This window comes from Pseudomonas sp. GW823-FHT04A03 (assembly GCF_058796615.1).
In genome coordinates this window covers 271,435-288,579 of record NZ_JBXAIV010000001.1, presented here as the reverse complement: position 1 = coordinate 288,579, position 17,145 = coordinate 271,435, and the positions used below count along the sequence as shown (strand labels likewise).

The 17,145-nt window shown below is 60.1% G+C and carries 14 protein-coding genes and 1 riboswitch; of the genes, 9 read left to right on the top strand and 5 right to left on the bottom strand.

Annotation, left to right across the window (positions count from 1 at the left end):
• From AC1Q9F_RS01225 to AC1Q9F_RS01205, 5 genes are all read right to left on the bottom strand, one after another.
• A partial coding sequence (locus tag AC1Q9F_RS01225) for an ESPR-type extended signal peptide-containing protein (RefSeq protein WP_492634776.1) occupies window positions 1–2,521 on the bottom strand: 2,521 nt, incomplete at its 3' end.
• A gap of 262 nt (window positions 2,522–2,783) precedes the next feature.
• On the bottom strand, window positions 2,784–3,926 hold the full coding sequence (locus AC1Q9F_RS01220; protein ID WP_492619247.1) for an EAL domain-containing response regulator: 1,143 nt from the start codon (window positions 3,924–3,926) through the stop codon (window positions 2,784–2,786).
• Window positions 3,927–4,097: 171 nt separating this feature from the next.
• Window positions 4,098–7,778: a transporter substrate-binding domain-containing protein gene (locus tag AC1Q9F_RS01215; protein WP_207986024.1), complete on the bottom strand. Its 3,681-nt coding sequence runs from the start codon at window positions 7,776–7,778 to the stop codon at window positions 4,098–4,100.
• Window positions 7,779–8,405, bottom strand: coding sequence for a response regulator transcription factor (locus AC1Q9F_RS01210; RefSeq protein WP_179695259.1), 627 nt, complete (start codon window positions 8,403–8,405; stop codon window positions 7,779–7,781).
• A gap of 151 nt (window positions 8,406–8,556) precedes the next feature.
• Window positions 8,557–9,876: an EAL domain-containing response regulator gene (locus AC1Q9F_RS01205; RefSeq protein WP_492619248.1), complete on the bottom strand. Its 1,320-nt coding sequence runs from the start codon at window positions 9,874–9,876 to the stop codon at window positions 8,557–8,559.
• 29 nt (window positions 9,877–9,905) lie between these two features.
• A riboswitch (cobalamin riboswitch) is annotated at window positions 9,906–10,112 on the top strand.
• A gap of 93 nt (window positions 10,113–10,205) precedes the next feature.
• Here AC1Q9F_RS01205 and AC1Q9F_RS01200 point away from each other — a divergent pair.
• From AC1Q9F_RS01200 to AC1Q9F_RS01160, 9 genes are all read left to right on the top strand, one after another.
• Window positions 10,206–12,143 carry a TonB-dependent receptor plug domain-containing protein gene (locus tag AC1Q9F_RS01200; protein ID WP_492619249.1) on the top strand — a complete coding sequence of 646 codons (1,938 nt, stop codon included), beginning with the start codon at window positions 10,206–10,208 and terminating at the stop codon, window positions 12,141–12,143.
• Entirely contained in the window at window positions 12,143–12,502 is a 360-nt protein-coding gene (locus tag AC1Q9F_RS01195) for a (2Fe-2S) ferredoxin domain-containing protein (protein WP_492619250.1), read from the top strand. The genes AC1Q9F_RS01200 and AC1Q9F_RS01195 overlap by 1 nt, the downstream gene beginning before the upstream one ends.
• Window positions 12,499–13,425: an ABC transporter substrate-binding protein gene (locus AC1Q9F_RS01190; protein WP_492619251.1), complete on the top strand. Its 927-nt coding sequence runs from the start codon at window positions 12,499–12,501 to the stop codon at window positions 13,423–13,425. Before AC1Q9F_RS01195 ends, AC1Q9F_RS01190 begins: the two co-directional genes overlap by 4 nt.
• A gap of 99 nt (window positions 13,426–13,524) precedes the next feature.
• The gene (locus AC1Q9F_RS01185) at window positions 13,525–13,827 is read left to right on the top strand and encodes a hypothetical protein (RefSeq protein ID WP_492619252.1); all 303 of its coding nucleotides are present in this window, start codon (window positions 13,525–13,527) and stop codon (window positions 13,825–13,827) included.
• A gap of 161 nt (window positions 13,828–13,988) precedes the next feature.
• Window positions 13,989–14,471: an HIT family protein gene (locus tag AC1Q9F_RS01180; RefSeq protein ID WP_207986018.1), complete on the top strand. Its 483-nt coding sequence runs from the start codon at window positions 13,989–13,991 to the stop codon at window positions 14,469–14,471.
• Between the two features lie 37 nt (window positions 14,472–14,508).
• Window positions 14,509–14,940 (top strand): bleomycin resistance protein, encoded by a 432-nt coding sequence (locus AC1Q9F_RS01175; protein ID WP_492619253.1) that lies wholly within the window; start codon window positions 14,509–14,511, stop codon window positions 14,938–14,940.
• A gap of 18 nt (window positions 14,941–14,958) precedes the next feature.
• Complete coding sequence (locus AC1Q9F_RS01170) at window positions 14,959–15,996, top strand: alpha/beta hydrolase family protein (RefSeq protein WP_492619254.1); 1,038 nt, start codon at window positions 14,959–14,961, stop codon at window positions 15,994–15,996.
• Between the two features lie 67 nt (window positions 15,997–16,063).
• Window positions 16,064–16,387, top strand: a complete 324-nt coding sequence (locus tag AC1Q9F_RS01165) for a gamma-glutamylcyclotransferase family protein (protein ID WP_492619255.1) — start codon at window positions 16,064–16,066, stop codon at window positions 16,385–16,387.
• A 21-nt stretch (window positions 16,388–16,408) separates the two neighbouring features.
• The gene (locus AC1Q9F_RS01160) at window positions 16,409–17,101 is read left to right on the top strand and encodes a phytanoyl-CoA dioxygenase family protein (RefSeq protein WP_492619256.1); all 693 of its coding nucleotides are present in this window, start codon (window positions 16,409–16,411) and stop codon (window positions 17,099–17,101) included.
• The last annotated feature ends 44 nt before the right edge of the window (window positions 17,102–17,145 follow it).

Genomic DNA, 17,145 nt, shown 5'->3' with positions numbered 1-17,145 from the left:
TGCTGTTGGTGGAATAGTTCGGGGCCGTCCAAACACCGGTTGTTGCATCCACCGCAGCGCCGCCGCCCAGAGCGGTCGCGGTGTCCTGCCCTGCTTTGTTCAATTGGCTGACGTTGACTGCATCAGTTGCGTTGGAACCGGCGGCAAGACCGGTGATGCGACGGCCGTTGGCGCCGTTGGCGATATTCACTTCGCCACCCGTCGCGGCGCCACCTACGCCGTAAGCCGCATTGGCCAAAGTCGTGCCAGTGGCGGACGAATTGGCGCCCAGCGCCACACCATTGGTAATGGTCGCACTCGCAAGCGGGCCGATGGCAACACTGTCCTGGCCGCTCGCGGTGCTGTCGGCGAGAACCGAATTGCTGTGGAAGTACTTGATGCCGGTACCGTTGTTGACGATGTTGTCGACGGCCTGATTTGTCGAGAACAGTTGCGAGCCGTTCACCACGTCGGTGCTGGTGGAGTTCAAGGCACCGGCCGCGACATTGGTCAACTTGACCGAGGCGCCCGCCGGGTTGAAGGTCACCTGGGTTTTAGTCGCGGCATCGTCGTACTTCACCGCCACGGCAGCGGTGTTGGTCAGGCCGGTATTGAGGTTGGTCAGCGCTGCGCCGACGTTGTTGCTCACCAACGGGCCTGTGTTGGCACCGGACGCGCTGATGCTGTTGGTGGAATAACTCGGGGCCGTCCAGGCTCCGGTTGTTGCATTGACCGCCGCGCCACCGCCCAATGCCGCTGCCGTGTTCTGACTGCTCGTAAACAGCTGCGACCCGTTAACCGCATCTGTACTGGTGCCATTCAGCGCCGCCGGGGCCAGGTTGGTGATCGTCACCGGTGCGCCTGCTCCGGCGCCGCCCGTCGCACCCAAAGTAATCCTGTTGCCGCCGACGGCATCGTATTTGACGGCGATGTTGGCCGTGTTGCCGACATTGGTGTTGAGCGCCGTCAAGGCAGCTGCAACGGTCGTTTGTGCTGTAGGCCCGGTCACTGCACCGGTCGCGCTGATACTGGTGATCGGCTGACTGAAGCCGCTGATATTGCCGGTCGCCGGACTATAGGTCGCGCCGCCGCCCAACGTGCTGGCGGTTGTCGTGCCAACGTTGTTGACGCCGGTGACCACCGAATTCAGCTGAGAGCCGTTGATGGCGTCGGTGCTGGTGGCAGAAATCACGCCTGCCGCCACGTTCTGGATCTGGCGCTCGGTACCCACCGCCCCCACCGACACCACGCCATTGGTCGAAGCCGCTGCCTCCACGCCCGCTGCAGTAGCACCAAATTGCGCAGTAGTACCGGTATGAGGAGCCGCTGTCGTTGACTTCGAACCAAGCGCCACGTCGTTGGTTCTGCTGGCCACTGCGGTATCGCCCAGCGCCACGGCGCCTGCTGCAGCCGCATTGCTGGCATTTCCCAATGCCACCGAACCTTGGCCGATTGCGCTATTGGCATTACCGATGGCAACCGCGCCATTGGCCGCGACCGTACCGGCCAGATTGCCGGCCGCCGTATTGTCCGCACCCATCGTCACTGCGCCGGTACCGTTCGCTACGTTCGGATCACCGATCGCAACTGCACCGTTGCCCGTGGCTTTCTGGGCGCGCCCGATTGCCACTGCACCGCCGGCAGCGGTGCTGGAATTGGCGGTGGTGCCGGACGAACCGATCGCAACGTTCTGGCCGGTTGCGCCACTGATACTTCCGTCACCCTGCGCAATACCGGAAGCACCATTGACAATGGCACCACGGCCAATGGCTATGCCTGAAGTACCAGCCGCCACGACGGATGACGCGCTGCCGACTGCAATTGCATCCTGCGCAGCCGCTTGTGCGCCCAGAGCATCTTTAACGCCCGCAGCAGGATATCCGCCGATCGCAATAGCGCCAGCGGCGGAAGATTTACTCAAAGTGCCAATGGCGATGCTGTAGTCGGATGCGGTGGCTTGTGCGCCGACAGCGATAGCCTGTATCCCTGCCGATCCCATAAAGCCAAGCGCGGTGCCATAGTTTCCAGTCACTTGCGAACCAGAACCAAACAGGGTTACAGCATTCTTGGCACTCCCGTTGGCGCCACAACCGGCAATCGTCGAATAATATCCGCTGCCATCCGTCAAAATAGAAGTGCGGGTGGTAGTGTCTGGGCCAACAAAATCTTGAGATGGGGTAGTGTTGCTGCAGTTTGATCCGCCGGATGAATATATGGTTGAGGCATGTCCCGTTAAAGGCAGCGCCAGGACTAACGCCGCCATCAAACCTTTCAGCAAAAATACGTCACCGAGGGAAGTTCCCCACGCCGACTCCCCCGACGCAATGCCCACGCCGGCAGCGCACTTGGCTCCCGATCCCTTGCCTTTGGTCGCAGCAAGCTCGGAAGCCACCGTCCAGCAACCCATCGAAGCGTTCCAGACCACAGAGTAGATTTTGTTCATTTTCAAACTTGGCGCGAGCCAGCCTCCGAGATACGCGTCATCAATGGCCTGATGACTTCCGCCTTTAATTCGATTGCGGATACAGAACCTCGCCGACAAACATCGAATCCCTCGCGAAAACAACGAGATTCGAACTTCGCTTGACGTAGCGAACAGGCATCACAATGGAATCAAGTGAGCGTATTTTCTCGACTGCCCCTGCGGATTAAGTTAGGAAATTTCCTGCTGTTTGTAGGAAATTTCCCAACTAACGAACATCAAAAATACGGCCATAAAAAAACGCCAAAGAACATGTAATAAATGTCTTTGGCGTTATGCCTTTTCTGAATTGACCCGCGCGTTGTGCACTGGAACAAGCCACCTAACAAGTGGCCTCTTCTCCTCGCTGAAGATCCAGCCAGTTCAACAGACTGGCCGCCGACATCGGCCGCGCGCACAAGTAGCCCTGTCCTTGTTTGCAACCCAGTTCCAGCAGCACTTTGCGCTGTTCTTCGGTTTCGATCCCTTCGACCACCACCGACATGCCCAACGCCTCGCCCAGTGCCAGCGTGCTGCTGATCACGGCGCGGCGGCGCGGTTCATGTCTGAGCCCGCGTACGAACTCGCCATCGAGTTTGATCTCGTTGAACGGCAACTGACACAGCCGCTGCAACGAAGAAAAACCTGCGCCAAAGTCATCGATGGACAGGCTGCAACCCATCATTCGCAAGCGCACCAGACTTTCCAGGCTAATCGCCGGGGCTTCGAGCAAGCCCGTTTCCGTCAGCTCGAAGGTCAGGCCGGAACCGGGCAGATCATGAGCCGCCAACAGGGTCTGAATCCGGCCCGGCAGCTGCGGATTGACCAGTTGCCCCGCGTGCAGATTGAACGCGACATTCAGGGCAAACCCTTGGTTGAGTGCCTGGCGCTGAAGCCTCAGACCTTGCTCAAGTTGCAGGAACAGCAACTCATCCAGCCATCCACAGCGCTCGATAACCGGCATGAACACCGAAGGCGGCAAGACACCTTTGAACGGATGGTGCCAGCGGGCCAGCGCTTCGATACTGCACACATCGCCCGTCTGCAGGTTGAACTTGGGCTGAAAGTAGGTGTGCAGCTGATGGAGGGACAGCGCCCGTCGTACCTCGTCTTCGGTGGCCGGTACGACAGGCAGCACGCCTGACTCATTGATGGGCTCGTTCATGTGCTTGGCCAGCAACAACTGCAATGCTCCCGGCTGCAAAGGCTTGCTGACATCGTCCAGCAGCGCCATGCCCAACAACGAAATCAGCTGCCCCAGCACACTGCGTGAATCGGCTGACAGCGTACGGCAGATGATGATCGACCCTGCCCGCCCGGATCGGGCCATGCCCTGCAGAAGATCCTGAGTATCCGCACTTTCCATGGGCATGTCGCACAGTGTGATATCCACCGGGCCGGTCTGTTCGAGGATCGCGAGGGCCTGCACGCGCTCGGTGGCGACAGAGACTTCCTGGCAGCCGGCCTGTCGCAGCCGGTTGGCCATCCTCGAGGCACCGGAGGCCGTGTCGCCAAGAACCAGTATGCGTAGCGGGAGCATGGGCATGGAAGCGGCTCACTCTGAAAGGAATGAGCCCATTGTCCGGGCCTGGCCTGCGGGTATCTTTAGGAAACTTCCTTGTCGGTGTAGGAATTTTCCCAAAGTCACGACAGGCATTTAATCGACGGCAACACTGGCCCCGTCCTCGACCGCTTCCGGGTCGGCCATATGCTGCTCCAGCGTCTGCGCCAATCGTTCCATCGCTTGTTGTAGCGCATCCACCGCCTCTGTCAGCGCGACAGAGTCAGCTCCCATACAGACGTTTTCCAACTGCTCGCAACACAGAATCAGACCACTCGCCTTGATGATCCGCGCCCCGCCCTTGACCCGGTGAGCCAGGTCGGAAAGTCCCGACAGATCGTGTTCGCCGAACAGTTTGATGAGGCGCAGCATGTCCTCTTCGTTGCTGCTGGCCAGATCCCCCAGCAGTTTCCTGATCGCGGTCTGGTCACCACGGGTCAGTTGTTGCAGGCTGCCGAGATTGATATCGCCCTCGACCATAGGGTTCACCGCGCCTTGCGCGGGAGGCTCCGCCCCTGACTGCACCGAGGAAAGTCGGGCACTCAGGTCACCCAGGCTGATCGGTTTGAACAGACAGTCGTCCATTCCCTCAGCCAGACAGCGGTCTTTTTCCTCTGGCTGGGCATTGGCGGTCAGGCCAAGGATCAGACAAGGTTCGGCCCCCGAGGATTTTTCTTCGTCACGGATGGCCCGCGTCAATTCATAACCGTTCATGACCGGCATGTTGCAGTCGGTGATCACCACATCGAAGCGGCCATTGCGCCAGGCACGCAGGCCATGGGCGCCGTCCTCGGCGTCGCTGACGCTGTGGCCCAGGTAGGACAACTGCTGGGACAGCAGCAACCGGTTGGCCGGGTAATCGTCGATCACCAGAATGTTCAGCACAGCCGCCTGATCCGTGAGTGCTGCCGCCGGCAATTCGGCAGCGGGCACCGGTTGCAGGATCAGAAGGTCGAGGCAGATATCGATCTGCGTGCCCTTGCCCGGCACGCTGGTCAGGTGCAAATGGCCGTCCATCATTTCGCACAGGGTGCGGCTGATGACCAGCCCCAGCCCCGAACCACCCCGCGCCGACTGATGATTGTTGCGGGCCTGGCCGAACGGGTTGAACAACAGCGCCTGATCCTCGGCCGAAATGCCGATGCCGGAGTCCTTCACCTGAACATGAATCGCCAGGCGCTCACCGCACGCGCTGAGCACCGCCTGAACGCCCAAGCGCACTTCGCCTTCGTCGGTGAACTTGATCGCATTGCTCAGCAGGTTGGACAGAATCTGTTTGAAACGCAGCGGATCGATCAGGACGTCGCGACTGGCCTTGAGGTCGAAGTCCAGCAACAACCGCACGCCCTTCTGCCGCGCCACGCCTTCGAACATGCGCACCACCGACTCGACCAGCTCCCGCAGGCTGGCCCGTTCCGGGGTCAGGGACAGGCGTCCGGATTCAATGCGGGCGATGTCGAGAATGTCACCGATCAGGTCCAGCAAGCCTCGGGCCGCCCCCGAGGCCACTTCGATGGCGAAGCGGTCCATGACGCCTTGATCGGCCTTCTTCATCGCCAGTTCGAGCATGCCGATCACCGCATTCATCGGTGTACGGATTTCATGGCTCATGGTCGCCAGAAAGGTAGTTTTCGCCCGGTTGGCGTCGTCGGCGCTTTGCTTGGCGCTTTGCAGTTGATCCATCAGACGCTGACGGTCGCTGATGTCGATCCAGCCGGCAATGATGCCCATCACCACACCTTCGCTGGTGTTGTACGGCAGCATCCAGTGATACACCGTGTGCACCGCACCATCGGTGTGGATGTAGGTGCGATCCTTGATCCAGCGCGTGCCGCTCTCCATGACCTTGATGTACTCGGCCTGGAATGTCTCGGCATCGGAACGACCGACCACCGGACTGTCGGTCAGTCGCTTGCCCATCACGGCTTCGCGCGGCAGACCCAGCGCGTCCAGGTAGGCGGAGTTGCAACTGATCAGCCGCCCTTCACGGTCGCGCACGTAAATCGCGTGGGGCGTGCCATCGATCAAGGCGCGCATGAACTCCATCTGATCGTTGAGTGCTCGCTGGGCTTTTTCGCGGGTGAGTACCAGCTTGCGCAAATGAACGATCCACACCAGCGCCAGCATCAACAGCAACCCGAAGATGACAAAACCCTGGATGACCGCCGAGCGGTGGTGCAGCCAGTTGTCGTTATCGATCACCACGTCATGGCGCCAACGGCTCGTGAGTTCGTCCAGTTCCTCCGGAGGGATGCTTTGCAGGGCCTTGTCCAGAATCGAATACAGCTCCAGCGCCCCACGATCGGTGGCGAACCCGGTCGGCGCCGACAGAGGACCGACAACGCCGGCCACCCGCAGACGGTCGCGGTATTCGCGCAGAATCATGTAACGCCCGTTGATCAGCGAATTGAGCGCCCCCTCCGCTTCGCCTTTGTCCACCAGCGCCAGTGCCTCTGCCGAGGTCGTTGTCTCGATCAACTGAATGCCCGGGAATTGCCCGCGAATGTAATCGCTCAGCGCATTGCCACGCCGCATCGCCAGTCGTTTGCCGACCATGCCCTCCAGCGATTGCGGTCTGCCCGCCCCGTCCTGCGTGATCAGCACAAACGGGCTGGTCATATAAGGCCGGGTGAACCGCAGTTCGCCCTCACGGGCAGTACTGGGGGTGAAGGCCGCGATCAGATCCGCTTTGCCGGCCCGGACCTGCTCGACCAGTTTCTCCATTGAGTTGCTGCGCAGGACATCGAATTTCAGGCCGGTGCGCTGGCTGACTTTAGCCAGCACTTCGGCACCGACGCCGCGGAATTCACCCTGCCCGTCAAAAAAGGAGACCGGCGGCAGACCGTCGTTGACGGCTACGGTCAGGCGGGGGTGCTTTTGCATCCAGCGTTGTTCGGCTTCGGTGAACTGGAGCAGGTCAAGGCCGGCAACGTTGAGATCGCCTGCCCCCCAGCGACGCAGGATCGTCATGCGGTCACTGACCGGGATCACCTCCAGCGCGGCATTGATGATGTGCAGCAGCTGACTGTTGCGCTGATTCAGGGCGAACGAGAAATGCGTGCTGAACATGCCCGGCAACATCGTCAGGTAGACGTCATTGAGGAAGTATTTACCGACCAGATAATGGGTACTGACGGCATCGCCCAGGTACGCATCCGCCTGATTGAATGCCACGGCGCCGATCGCGCTCTGGGCCGACGGGTGCAGCTGTAGCACAGCCATGGGATAGCTCCCGGTGACCGCTTCCGTCGGCTGAACGTGATCAACGATGGCAAGACGATTACCCGCCAGGTCGGGCGCCAGCACCTTGCTGGCGCCACTGCGAGTCACCAGTACCGACGGTGCCTGCACGTAGGGGCTGGTGAGCGCCAGCTCGGAATCCGTTCCGTCGAAACTGTTGACGTTGCCGACCAGGTCCAGCTCGCCATCCCTGAGCGCCTGCATCGCCTCGGCCCGGGAGTCATAACGCAGCACTTCGATTCGGGTGTGCAACATGCCGGCCAGCAGCGCGGCGTAATCGGCCGTGATGCCCTCGTAATCCTGACCGCCGATGATCATGCCGAAAGGCGCACTGTCCGGCACTGACACCCCCAGACGCAGTGATCCTTTGTCACGCAGCCAGCGCCAGTCCTCTTCATCCAGAACGACCGAAGGCAGGTCACCATTCGAGCGACCGAAGAGGTTCAAGGTCTGCACCGTTGCCTGTACCGGCGAAACGCTTCCCAACTGACCCAACAGACAGACGGCCAACCCGACGCAACGCAAAAGAGTGTTCATCTAGATCAGATTATTGCGCTTGGCAAAGTCAGCCAGATACACCACTGACTTCACGTTGAGCTTTTCAATGAGGCGGGTTTTATAAGTGCTGACGGTCTTGTTACTCAACAGCATCGCATCACCGATTTCCTTGTTGCTCAGTCCCTTGGCAAGTTGCTGCAATATGACCAGTTCTCGATCGGACAAGCCGCGAATCATCTCCACTTCTGTGGAGTCGATATCGCTGCGCCGTACCGAGTTTCCTGCAAGGTTGGGGAAAAAGGTATAACCGGCCATCAGCGCCTTGATCGCCTTGCTCAGCTCGCTTAATTCATCGGTTTTCGAGATATAACCGGCAGCCCCCGCCTTCATGCAGCGCATGGCGTAGAACGCCGCGGACTGCGAGGTCAGCACAAGGATCTTGCTCGACAGTTTCAGCGCGCTGATCCGGTTGATGACTTCCAGACCGTCGAGGCTGGGCATGGCGATATCCAGCAGAATCAGTTGTGGCTGATGCTCGCGAGCCATCTGCACCGCGTCAGCGCCATTGTCAGCCTCGGCAACGACTTCGAATTGCTCACGTTCAAGCAACACTTTCACCGCTGCCCGAATGAAGGGGTGATCGTCTACAACCAGCGCTTTATGCATTTGAACCTCACAGCTATACGCACAGGAACTGCCAGTGACGAAAGGGACCATGCATCACAAAAGTATGGAACATGTCGCTGGCTTATGCTGCCCGGATCACTCGGTAATCAGGCAGTTATATCGATCTATTTCTCTACCGGAACTGGCGCCTTCAATTGACTGAATCAGGCGCCTGCAGCCATCGCAGGAACCGCTCGGCCTCCATCGGGCGCGCCAGGTGGAAGCCCTGACCGAATGAACACCCCATCGACACCAGGCCGTCGCGGATAACGTGGCTGCCGACACCTTCGATCACCAGGTTCATGTTCAGCGCGCGGGCCAGTGCCACGGTGCTGGTAACCATTGCCTGGGTGCGTGGATCATCGATGCAGCGCACGAGTTGGCCGTCGAGCTTGAGCTGGTTGAACGGCAGCTGGCAGAGCAACGTCAGCGAAGAAAAACCCATGCCGAAATCATCGATCGACAGACCGCAGCCCATCATGCGCAGACGCAGCAGGTTGTCCCGGGTCGTTCGGGGAACATCCAGCAAGCCGTTTTCCGCCACTTCGAACAACAACGTTCGTCCCGGGAAATCGTGACGCTTCAACAACTGCTCGATGTGCTCGATCAGGTCATTGCGAGCCAGTTGCGAAGCGTGAAGATTGAACGCCAGCTCCAGGCCCTGGCCGGATCGGCGCAAGGCGTTGAGCACATCCATCCCTTGCTCCAGCAGTTGCTTGAGCATTTCGTCGACCAGATCGTAGGCCAGCACCGCCGCCAGAAAATCCCGAGGCAGCAGCAGGCCCCTGACCGGGTGCTGCCAACGCACCAACGCCTCCGCACCAGCCACCGCAAAGGTGTTCAACTCGAATTTGGGCTGAAACCAGGCCTTGAACTCTCCTTGGGCCAGCCCTCGCCGCACATCGTCCTCACCCGGGAGCCTGGAATGAGCTGAGGGCTCGACGTCCGGTGCCAGCCGTCGGCGAGCGTAGCGACTGAGGATTTCCTGCAACCTGTACAGCTGCGTGGGTCGGCTCATGACACCGAGCATTTGCAACCCAGAAAGACAGGTCATCTCTTCAACCGCACGGCGCAGTTCCGGCGTCAGCTCGCTGCACAGTGCAACCGCACGCGCCATACCGCTTTCCCCGGCCCGGGTCAGAAAATCCAGACAGTTGACTGCACTGTTGCTCAGGTCACAGAGCACGATATCAACGCCCCCTGCCCGGCTTATCTGCGCCATCGCCCGCTCGCTGTCACCCGCCTGCAAAATGTCGCTGACGCCCAGATGCTGGAGAGCCTTCACCAACGCGCCACGCTGAAACGATTGATCTTCTAAAACCAGAACGCTGGGTGCGTACATCTCGCCGACTACTCTGCCAATGACTTGTGGTGGAAATTCTGACAATTCCACATCACTTGAAACGAAGGATTCGTCTCTGCGATTTGTAGGAAATTTCCCAAGCACTGAATTGAGCAGCCCCAGGAACACTTTGTTGACGAACGGTCATCCGAATGTTCAGATGCCGCCCTGTTTCAGGTGTCCCATGCCGCCGTGCATGGGGTGAAACGGGAAACCGGTACGTTCTTTTTCGAGCAAGTCCGGTGCTGCCCCCGCAACGGTAGGCGCGTGATGCTTTCGACACACCACTGTGGCCAGACGGCCATGGGAAGGTGAAAGCGTCCATACGCGCGAGCCCGGAGACCGGCCTGAGATGTCTGTTTGGCAAAATCCTGCGGTGGGCGGGCATGGGCCGGTGTCGGCGTGTGCGCGATGCCTTCTCCTGCATGCTCTTCTGCGAAGATCCTTTCGAGAAGACAATGATCAAACCTTTCAACACTCCGGCTCCATCCCTGTTGTTCGGCTGTCTGTTCAGCCCCCTGTTGCTGGCGGATGACACGCCGCTCGAACTCCATCAGCAAATCGTTTCCGCGCCGTCCGTGGAGTCCACCACCGTTGCCGAGATGGCGCAGTTCGGCAGCAAGGTCGAGATCGTCACCCGCGAGCAGATCGAACGCGCCGGCCCCAGCGCCGATGTCAGCCGGGTGATGCAGATGTTCATTCCCGGCCTGTACGTCGCGCCGAAAAACGGCCCGTTCGACTACGGCACTTATTCCCTGCTGGGTGGGCGCAACGACGACACGCTGATCCTGCTCGACGGCGTGCGCCTGAACAATCGCCTGTACGGCGGTTTGTACCTGGACACGCTGCCGGCCAACGCCATCGAACGCATCGAAGTGCTCAAGGGTGGGCAGAGCCTGTTGTTCGGCACCCAAGCGGTATCGGGCGTGATCAACATCGTCACCCGCAGCCCGCAGAGCCGCAAAGCGTCCGGCGAAGTGAACATGGGCCTCGACACCTTCGGCGGCACCACCGGTGATGCGCGGGTCGAGAATATTTTCAGCAACGGTTTCGGCGATCTGGGCTTGCTGGCCTACGTCAGCCATAACGTCTCGGACGGCTACCAGCCGTTTCGCAATCGCGATCTGAAAAACGTCACCGAGAAGAAACGCGCCTATGAAGTCACGACCTTCGGCGGCAAGGCGATTCAGTCCTTCGGCGATGACAAACGCCTGGAGCTGTTCTACCAATACGCCGACGCCAACCTCGATTTCGCCCGCCCGGTGGACAACCACAAGACCACCAACGACCGCATCCAGCAGATCGCCACGGCGACCTTCGAACAGACGCTCAACGAGCGCCTGAGCTATTTCGTCAAAGGTCATGTCAACGACTGGGACACCCGCTACACGCGCATCAACAACACCGCCAACGGCGGCACAAAAACCATCAATCACAACGACTACTGGGGCTTCACCGATTGGGGCGTGCAGGCCGAAGGCAAGGCTGAATTGCCCGGCGGGCATGTGCTGGTGTTCGGTACGGACAACCAGTGGTTCAAGGGCCAGGACGATGTGCTGATCATCGACAACGACAAGGCCGAAGCCCACGCGCTCTATACTCAACTGCGCCCGCAGATCGACGCCCTGCCCGACTGGCACCCGAGCATCGGCATCCGTCACGAAGCCATGGGCGGTGGCGACAGTGCCACGGTCGGCATGCTCACCTCGCTGTATGACCTCAACGAAAACTGGTCCGTGCGCGGGCAGTACGGCACGGCCTACAAACTGCCGAACGCCGAGCAGTTGTTCGTCAACGAGCCCGGTGATGAGTTGGGCAACCGTAATCTAAAACCGGAGAAAAGCCGCAATGCCGAGCTCGGTCTGGATTACAAAGGCCTGCTGCTCGACCGCGAGTTCAGCACCAGCGTCACGCTGTTCAAACGCAAGATCGACGACCTGATCACCCTCGATGACATCCAGTGGGTCAACGGCCAGGGCCGGGTGCAGATGCGCGGGTTCGAGGCGGACGCCAGACTGGCGCTCAACGAACAATGGAGCTTGCAGGCCGACATGACCCGCAACCTCACCGAGTCGCGCGCCGGCGTCACGCTCAACGATGTGCCGAGCTTCTTCGCCCGTTCACGCGTCGGCTACGAGTCGGTCGACCGGATGTGGGGCGCTGGCGGTGCGATCCGTTATATCCGCGATGTCATCAGCTCGAAACAGGTCGAGTACGGCCATTACTCGGTGGTGGATGCCGACGCCTGGCGCTACCTCGACGGTGCCCATCAGCACCGGGTGAGCCTGCTGGTGGAGAACCTGTTCGACCGCGATTACGTCACCAGTCGCTCGAACAACGTCGACAACCTCGGGCGGCCATTCACCTCCGAAGTCCGCTACACGTACCGCTTCTGATGGCTGACATCATCACCACCGACGGCGTCGATTCGCACCCGGACTGGTCGCATGTGCCCGAGCATGCGCGCCACGTGTTCCTCTGCACCGGCCCGCGCTGCACCCAGCGCGGCGCCTTGCAGTTATGGAAAACCCTGCGCCGGCATCTGCTGGCGCATGACCGAATAGAAACGCCCGGCGGCGTTCTGCTGACCCGCACCCATTGTCAGTTCCCGTGCAACCTGGGGCCGATTGTGACGGTGTATCCGGAGACGTGCTGGTACGGTGTTCGCAGTCACGCGGATGCACAACGACTGGTCGAAGGGCATCTGGTGGGCGGTGAAGTGGTCGAGGATTTGCTGATCAGGGCGCGCTCATGAGAAGGCTCGTTTTTTGGGGCGCCCTGCTCTGCGCGCTGCCCGTTTGGGCCGACAGTTATCGCAACTGCGGCAAGACCTGGAATGCGCCGGTCTTGCCACCGTCGCGGATCGTCGCCCTCAATCAGCACGCCGCCGATCTGGTGCTGGCGCTGGGTGCAGGCCCGGCGCTGGCAGGTGTCGCCTATCTGGATGACACCGGTGCGCCGAAGTCCGAGTATTTCGGCGTGCCGGTGATTGCGCCGCGCTATCCGTCGAGCGAAGTGCTGTACGCGCAGAAGCCGGATCTGGTGATCGGCGGGTTCGCTTCGGCCTTCGGCAATGGCGTGACGTCGCGCAGCGGGCTGGGGCGCAACGGCGTGGCGTCCTATCTGCTGGAGTCAGCGTGCAACGGGCATTCGCTGGACTACTTCGAACACATCCGCAACGACCTCTCGACCCTCGGCGCGCTGCTGCACAAACAGCCGCGAGCCCGGGAACTGAGCGATGCGCTGGACGCTGATCTGAACCGCGCCCGGGCGCTGGCCGGCTCCGGCAAACCGTTGTCGGTGTTCTATCTGGACAGTGAGGTCAACGGCCTCGACAGCGAGGGCCGACGGGGTTTCGTCACTCCGCTGCTGGCCGCTGCCGGCGCGCGCAACCTGTTCGCCGACATCAATCAGTATCGCGTAACCGTGAGCCGCGAAACCCTGCTCGCCAGTGATCCGGACGTGATTCTGTTGGCCGATGCGCAATGGTCACCGGCCAGCCGCAAGCGTCGGTTGCTGACGCAGGATCCGGTGCTGTCGACCCTGCGGGCAGTGCGCCAGAACCGGATGATCGACATCCCCTTCACCCATCTGTTACCCACGGTGGACAGCGGTCGCGTGGCGCTGGGATTGGCGCAGCAGTTCAGAGCACTTCGGGCGACCGAGCCCAATCATTGACTGCATCAATAACAACCATTAATTCAATGAAGTTCTCATATCGAATCCAAAGCGTAGGATCTGCTCCATACCAACCCACTGCACACGGAGTACAGAACCATGAAACGCCAAACCCTCCTCGGTATCGCCTTCTCGCTCTTCGCCCTGAATGCTTTTGCGGCGACCGAGACTGACCCACTGTTCAGCGATGCGGTCGCTGCTGCGACTCAGACCGATCCGTTGTTCAGTGACGCCGTTGCTGCTGCGACCCAGACTGATCCACTGTTCAGCGATGCCGTTGCCGCAACTGAAACTGATCCGCTCTTCAGCGATGCGGTTGCCGCGACCGAAACCGATCCGCTGTTCAGCGATGCGGTTGCCGAAGGTGGTTCTGACCGTCTGATCGAACGTCGTAACGTCTGAATGCAGGGTTTACCGCAGCACTCGACAAAAGCCCGGCCTTATCCGCCGGGCTTTCTTGTATATAAAAGTGCATATGGGGACAGATCTATTTTTCTATCTTCGGCTGAAAGACCTGCACTTTTGCTACGCTGGCGCACCGCTTGCCCCAGGACCTATGGCACATGGAAATTGCCCCGCACTTCATTCTTCATGAAACCGAGCACTGGATCGTCAATCACCATCTGGGCAGTGCACTTCCTGGCTATCTGATGCTGGGAACCAGGATCAAAACCAATTCACTGGCCGAGCTGTCGACTGAGGCACTGGCGGAGCTAGGAGGGCTGCTCGCCAAAACCCAGCAAATCATCGAGCATCATCTGAAGCCCAAGCGTCTTTATATCGGTCGGTTCGGTCATGAACCCGGCCTGCCCCTCCACTTCCATTTCATACCGGTCTATGACTGGGTCGAAGACCTGTTCTGGAAAGACTCCCGCTATCGCCTGCTCGAGTCTTTCGCCTACGCCGAGAATCCCTTGTCATCAACCGATGGCGCAGAGCTGACGCTGTTCGTTTGGCGAGAATTTGGTGAGAATCCCACTCCGCCGGCCATCGAGGGCCACTCTGTTGAAGAGGTGATTGAAGCACTGCGCAACGCCTTCAAGTGATCAAATCATCGAACCGAATGAAAAGGAATTTCACCCCATGTTTGAACGAAACAAACTGGTTCCAGAATTGATGGTCACGGATCTGCAGGCCAGTCTCGCTTTCTGGGTCTCCTGCCTGGGCTTCACCATCGCTTATCAACGCCCGGAAGACGGCTTCGCCTACCTCGACCTGAATGGCGCTCAAGTCATGCTCGAGCAGGTTGATCCGGATGCAGGCCAGTGGCTGACGGCGGAACTGAGCAAGCCTTTCGGAAGAGGCGTCAATCTGCAGATTGACGTTGAGGCGGTTGCTCCCATCATCGAAAGACTGGGCACCGCGCAGATCTCACTCTATAAAACCTGCAAAGACACCTGGTATCGCGCTGATGACGCCGAGGTCGGCCAGCGTGAATTTCTCGTTCAGGATCCGGACGGTTATCTCGTAAGACTGGTAGAACGTCTGGGCGAACGTCCTGTTTGCCCGATTTGATCAAGGAAGATAAAAACAATGAAAAACGCATTCCGTATCCTGCTTCTGATCTGCCTTTCGACCAGCGCAAACGCTGACGAAAACCCCATCGGTTTCCGATCCGCCACGCTGGCGGACACGCGCAACGAACGCCCGCTGGACATGGTCGTCTGGTATCCCGCCAAGACCACCGCCCCCGCTCAATTGATTGCCGACGACGCGGTGTTCGTCGGGACTTCGGCGGTGCGCGAGGCGCCGCCAACGGCGGGTGATCATCCATTGCTGGTGCTGTCCCACGGCTTCAGGGGCAACTGGAGCAATCAGGCGTGGCTCGCCAGTGCGCTGGCCCGTCAGGGTTACATCGTCGCGGCAGTCAATCACCCCGGCACTACGACTCATGATCGCAGTCCGAAAGCCGCTGCACAGTTGTGGCAACGACCTGCCGACATAAGCCGTGTGATTGATGCTGTCGCGGCTGAGCCGGAGCAATTTGGTGCAGTCTCGAAGGGCCGAATTGCAGTCGCCGGCCATTCGCTTGGCGGCTGGACCGCTCTGGAAATTGCCGGCACACGCTTCGATCCCGAGCGCTTTGCCGAGGACTGCGCAGTCCATCAAAAACTCGCCAGTTGCTCGGTCTACAAAACGATCAACGTTGCCGACACGCCGGAAGCGAAGAACCGGATAAGCGCAGACTTGAGCGACAAACGCGTCAGCGCCATCGTTTCACTGGACCTGGGCCTGTCACGCGGGATGACCGACGCCAGTCTCGCCGCGCTGTCGGTTCCGACACTGGTGATCGGCGCGGGCGTCCCCTCCGAAGACCTTCCCGCCCAACTGGAATCGGCGAATCTCGCCACGCGCCTGCCTTCGGCTACCTCGCAGTATGTCGAGATCAGCGACGCCAGCCATTTCAGCTTCATGTCCTTGTGCAAGCCCGGCGCCGTGGCGCTGCTGGAAGAAGATTCGCCAGGCGACGGCATCATTTGCGCGGACGGCGACGCGCGTTCGCGTGAGGTGATCCAGCAACAGGTGGTGGCGTTGATCGACCGTTTTCTGAGCCGGTCGGCGCAGAACTGATCGCGCTGTTGCCTGCACATCGCGCATAGGTCAGGATCCCTCCCTTTTTTGACTGGCAGGAGCAATCGTGGAACGTCTCTTCGTTTATGGAACCCTGGGCCCTGGCCGCCCGAATGAGCATGTAATGCTGAACATCGGCGGCACGTGGCAGGCCGCTTCGTTGAAGGGGCGCCTGTCGCAGGCCGGCTGGGGCGCGGCGATGGGTTTTCCTGGACTGGTGATTGCCGAGGATGGCGATGTGATCGAAGGCTACGTGTTCGCCTCCGAGAACTTTCACCTGCACTGGGCCGCGCTGGATGAGTTTGAAGGGGCTGAGTATCAGCGGGTGTTGACCAAGGTGACGCTGGAGGACGGCGCCGTCGTTGAGGCTTTTGTCTACGCTCTGCGGTAACCAACAAAACGGAGGACGTCTGTGGCTGACCGCGAGCAACTCCACCGAAACGGCTACGTGCTGCTGCGCCAGGCAATTGCGCCGGCATGGCTGTACACTCTGCGCGCAGTCTTCGATGCAGGCGTGAAGCCTTCAAGCGAATGGCCCGTGCCCCGTGGCAGCGACTGGCGCCATTCGCAGCTGGACACTGACCCGGTCGTTCAGGCCGTGTGCCGATTGCCACAATTGCTGGCGGTGGTGGGCGCGTTGATCGGCGAACGCTTCTTCCTCTCACAGGTCGAGGGCCGCGAACCGCTCGCCAATGGTGGCCACCAGCAGTTGCACCGCGACTTGTCAGCGCAACGCCCCGGCGACACCGTCAACACGCTGGTGTACCTCGACGATTACGGCCCGGAAAACGGTGCAACCCGCATTGTCCCCGGCAGTCATCGCCCTGCACCGGGCGAGCTTCCGTTCGACTTCACTGACGAGTCCCGATCTGTGCAACTGACGGGCAGCGCGGGCGACATCCTGATCTTCGATGCCGACCTGATCCACGCTGGCAGCCTGAACTCCAGCGGCGCACGCCGGCGCACCCTGTTGATCACCTGGTTTTCCGAATTGCTCTTCGCCACACACCTGGAAACGGTGAGCTTGCGAAACATACAGATGGACACGTCCGAGCGGTTCGATCCGGGGGACTTTGCGTTTGGGATCGTGGAATCATTCATTTGACTTGTTTGCCTCAGGCAACTATATAGTTGCTCAAGGCAAACATA